Annotated in this window: 4 protein-coding genes; all 4 read left to right on the plus strand. The window is 40.3% G+C overall.

Annotated features, from left to right (window positions below; genetic code table 11):
- Positions 1-789 (plus strand): tRNA (N6-isopentenyl adenosine(37)-C2)-methylthiotransferase MiaB (gene miaB / locus AC1DUW_RS20755; protein WP_477643341.1); only part of this gene is annotated, 789 nt, incomplete at its 5' end.
- 1 nt (position 790) lies between these two features.
- The gene (locus AC1DUW_RS20760; protein ID WP_053345401.1) at positions 791-1,219 is read left to right on the plus strand and encodes a YlbF/YmcA family competence regulator; all 429 of its coding nucleotides are present in this window, start codon (positions 791-793) and stop codon (positions 1,217-1,219) included.
- A 212-nt stretch (positions 1,220-1,431) separates the two neighbouring features.
- Entirely contained in the window at positions 1,432-1,971 is a 540-nt protein-coding gene (locus AC1DUW_RS20765; RefSeq protein ID WP_053345402.1) for an outer spore coat protein CotE, read from the plus strand.
- 295 nt (positions 1,972-2,266) lie between these two features.
- Positions 2,267-4,894 carry a DNA mismatch repair protein MutS gene (gene mutS / locus AC1DUW_RS20770; RefSeq protein WP_477643342.1) on the plus strand — a complete coding sequence of 876 codons (2,628 nt, stop codon included), beginning with the start codon at positions 2,267-2,269 and terminating at the stop codon, positions 4,892-4,894.
- The last annotated feature ends 151 nt before the right edge of the window (positions 4,895-5,045 follow it).

Genomic DNA, 5,045 nt, shown 5'->3' on the forward strand with positions numbered 1-5,045 from the left:
CGTCATTTAGCGGCACAAGGATATAAAGAAATAACACTGCTTGGCCAAAATGTGAATGCATATGGTAAAGATTTTACGGATATTAAATACCGTCTCGGTGATTTGATGGATGAAATCCGCAAGATTGATATTCCGCGTATTCGTTTTACAACTAGTCATCCACGTGACTTTGATGATCACTTAATTGAAGTCCTAGCAAAAGGTGGAAATCTAGTAGACCACATCCATCTTCCTGTTCAATCAGGAAGTACGGAAACGCTTAAGATTATGGCTCGTAAATATACGCGCGAGCAATATTTAGAGCTAGTTAGAAAAATTAAAGAAGCGATCCCAACTGCATCTTTAACAACAGACATCATTGTCGGCTATCCGAATGAAACGGAAGAGCATTTTGAAGAAACAATGTCTTTATACCGAGAAGTTGGTTTCGACGCTGCTTATACCTTCATTTATTCACCACGCGAGGGAACACCAGCCGCGAAAATGCAGGATAATGTACCGATGGAAGTGAAAAAAGAACGCCTGCAACGCTTGAATGCGCTTGTTAATGAAACGTGTGCGTTAAAAATGAAAGAGTATGATGGACAGATTGTAGAAGTCCTTGTAGAAGGAGAAAGCAAGAAGAATCCGGATGTGTTAGCAGGTTATACAACGAAAAATAAGCTTGTGAACTTCAAAGGACCAAAATCTGCCATTGGCCAAATCGTAAAGGTGAAAATCACTGGAACGAAAACATGGTCATTAAATGGGGATATGGTTGAAGAAGCTACAGCGATTGAGGTGGAGTAAAATGACGAAATATACAAAAGACGATATTTTAACAAAAGCGGCAGAGTTGGCTGAAATGATTGCCAGCACAGAAGAAGTCGATTTCTTTAAACGGGCGGAAGCTCACATCAACGAAAACCAAAAAATCCGTGAAATGATCGCGAGCATCAAAAGCTTGCAAAAGCAGGCTGTTAACTTCCAACATTATGGAAAAGAGAAAGCGTACGGCCAAGTACAGGCCAAAATTGATGCACTTGAAAAACAATTAGACGAACTTCCGATTGTCCAAGAATTCAAACAATCCCAAGTTGATGTAAATGATCTTTTACAAATGGTCTCCTCACAAGTTTCTAATAAGGTGACGGATTTAATTATTGAATCAACCGAAGGAGACATCCTTCGCGGTGAAACAGGTTCGCAGGTACAGGCTGGTGGTGGAAGCTGTTCATAACCTTTTCTAAAACCCTTCTGATTTCAGGAGGGCTTTTTTATACTCGTAAATCCTTATACAGTGCCCATTCGTGACACATATCCCAAAACATGCGCATAAAATAACCTAGGTTTAAAACAATACAGCAGTTTTCAAACAATAAAAATTCTACGCACACTAGACTTTTACCACGCATAGGATGAATGRAAACTGTATGAGGAGGGTTCGCTAGCATGTCACAATATAGAGAGATAATTACTAAAGCGGTGGTGGCAAAGGGACGGAAATTCACAAAGTCCTCACACACCATTTGCCCGGCTCATCATCCTTCTAGCATTCTAGGTTGTTGGATCATCAACCATAAATACGATGCAAAGAAAGTCGGCAAAAAGGTAGAAATACACGGCAGCTACGAAATCAACGTTTGGTATTCCTATAACCATAATTCAAAGACGGAAGTTGTTACTGAAAAAGTACAATATACCGACGTGATTTCGCTGAAATACCGTGATCCGGATTGTCATGATGACCATGAAATCGTTGCACAAGCTGTCCAACAGCCTAATTGTTTAGAAGCTTGCATCTCCCCGTGTGGACAAAAAATCATTGTCCATGTGGAAAGAGAATTCTTTGTAGAAGTCGTCGGCGAAACAAAAATTTGTGTCGCTGTACATCCAGATGGCCGCTGTGAGGATGACTGGGGCTCTGATTTCGATGATGAGGAATTCGAAGATTTAGATCCGGATTTCCTAGATGAATTCGAAGACGAATAGACGAATAGAATATAGAAATTCACTACCGGATGACATTCCCTTCATCCGGTTTTATTTAATTTGAAGAGGGACAGGCTTTATGCAGGCATATTGATATACCAGTCCCAATAAGTTTACGGATATAATGTTAAGTTTTACTTGTTAATACCTGTAGAGAATAGTGAATTTATCAGCTTTACTCACAGGTTCAAGGATTTACCATGCAATTTCGAATATAGGCAATGTTACTTTCCCATATGTTATAATAAAAGACATATGTGAGTAATAGATTTTAGTTAGGAAAGGTTTTGAAGGAATGGCTGGATATACTCCGATGATTCAACAATATTTAAAAATTAAGGCAGAGTATCAAGATGCCTTTTTATTTTTTCGTTTAGGCGATTTTTATGAAATGTTTTTTGATGACGCGCTGAATGCGTCACAGGAGCTCGAAATAACATTAACGAGCCGAGAAGGTGGAAGTGAAGACCGAATTCCAATGTGCGGGATTCCGTATCATTCGGCGGCTAATTATATTGATATATTGATAGAAAAAGGATTTAAAGTAGCGATTTGTGAACAGACAGAAGATCCTAAGCAAGCCAAAGGGGTAGTACGCAGGGAAGTTGTTCAGCTGATTACGCCGGGAACGAAAATGGATAGCAAGGGTCTTCGTGAAAAAGAAAACAATTACATTGCGACGATCACTCATTTTTCTAATGACCAGTTTGGTTTTGGATACAACGATTTATCGACAGGTGAAAATAAGGTCACTTTGATTGAGAACTTTGATGAGGTACTGAATGAATTTGCCATCCTTGGTGCGAGCGAAGTTGTTATTGCTGCTGATTTTAATGAAGAATGGAAAAAGAAACTTCAGGAACGGGGCGCTGCCGCTTTATCATTAGAGGACAATTTGGAACATAGTGAGTCGTTCGTTCCTTTACTGCATCTATTAAAGGACGAAAAGCAGATGACAACGACCTCTCGTTTATTGAATTATTTATATCGTACCCAAAAACGAAGTCTTGATCATTTGCAGCCGGTTCTTGCATATGAGACGTCACACTATATGAAAATTGATTATTATAGCAAACGAAATTTGGAATTGACCGAAACCATCCGTTCCAAAGGTAAAAAAGGATCATTATTATGGCTTCTTGATGAAACGAAAACAGCAATGGGTGGACGTATGCTTAAGCAGTGGATTGACAGACCACTCATTAATAAAAAACAAATTGAGCGGAGACAAAGTCTTGTTGAAACACTGAAAAGTCAATACTTCGAACGTCAAGACCTCCGTGAGCGTCTGAAGGAAGTGTACGATTTGGAGCGGCTTGCTGGACGAGTCGCCTTTGGGAATGTTAACGCGCGAGACTTGATCCAGTTGAAACGTTCGTTGCAACAGGTGCCTGTCATCCGTGAAATTGTAAAGTCAATGGCCTCTAATCAGGATATTTCTGTTCTTGCCGATAAATTGGATCCATGTGAAGAAGTGACAGATTTGCTCGAAACTGCGCTTGTTGAAAACCCGCCGTTGTCCGTTAAGGAAGGGAATATTATTCGAGATGGTTTCCACACGGAGCTGGATACATACCGAGATGCCAGTAGGAACGGAAAAACTTGGATTGCTCAGCTTGAACGAGAGGAACGGGAACGCACAGGGATTAGGTCATTGAAAATCGGTTATAACCGTGTGTTCGGTTATTATATTGAAGTCACCCGGGCTAATCTGCATCTGCTTGAAGAGGGGCGCTATGAACGGAAGCAGACTTTAACGAATGCTGAACGTTATATCACACCTGAATTAAAAGAAAAAGAAGCGTTAATTTTACAAGCCGAGGAAAAAAGCATCGGTTTAGAATATGACTTATTCCTCAATCTTCGCGAAGAGATAAAAAGCTATATCCCGCGTTTACAAGATCTAGCGAAAGGCGTCAGTGAGCTAGACGTTCTACAGTGCTTTGCGACTATTAGCGAAGAGCGTCATTATGTGAAGCCGGTCTTTTCAGAGAATCGAAGAATTGTTTTGAAGGAAGGACGACATCCTGTAGTCGAAAAAGTGCTTCAATCACAGGAGTATGTCCCAAATGACTGCTTTATGGATAGCGATCGAGAACTACTCTTAATTACAGGTCCGAATATGTCCGGGAAAAGTACGTATATGCGTCAGATTGCGCTAACATCTATTCTGGCACAGATTGGCTGTTTCGTATCAGCAACTACAGCTGAATTACCTATTTTTGATAAAGTGTTTACTAGGATTGGAGCGGCCGATGATCTGATTTCCGGCCAGAGTACGTTTATGGTCGAGATGCTCGAAGCAAGAAATGCGATCACTAATGCGACTGAAAACAGTCTGATTTTATTTGATGAAATTGGACGTGGGACCTCCACTTACGATGGTATGGCACTTGCTCAGGCCATCATAGAATATATTCATGAAGAAATTGGAGCAAAGACACTCTTTTCAACACACTATCATGAATTGACTGTACTCGCATCGGAGCTACCTAAATTGAAAAATATCCATGTTAGTGCAATTGAGCAAAATGGAAATGTTGTCTTCCTTCATAAAATAAAAGAAGGACCAGCAGATAAAAGTTATGGAATTCATGTGGCTAAGCTTGCTGATTTGCCGAAACAGTTAATTGACCGTGCAGCAGCTATTTTAGCACAGCTAGAAAATGAAAATGGCCAAGCAAAGGAATTGCCTGCACAGCCAGCCGTTGTTTCAAAAGAACCAATTACTGAAACTGCTCCTAAAGCGGAGGTCAATGAGGCACAGCTATCCTTTTTCAGAGAAGAGGCTCCTAAAGAAAAAATAAGTTCTTCTCCTAAGGAAAAAAAGGTGCTCGATGACATTAAATCGCTTGATATTCTGGAAATGACACCGCTCGATGCGATGAATATTCTTTATAAATTGCAAAAGAAACTAAAATGAACTATTGAAGTGAGGCGATGAAATTGGGAAAAATCATACAGCTTGACGAGGCTTTATCGAATAAAATCGCAGCTGGCGAAGTTGTAGAACGCCCTGCCTCAGTCGTGAAGGAACTTGTGGAAAATGCCATTGATGCTAACAGTACCATCAT

It is taken from the genome of Peribacillus sp. P4_C12 (assembly GCF_056402095.1).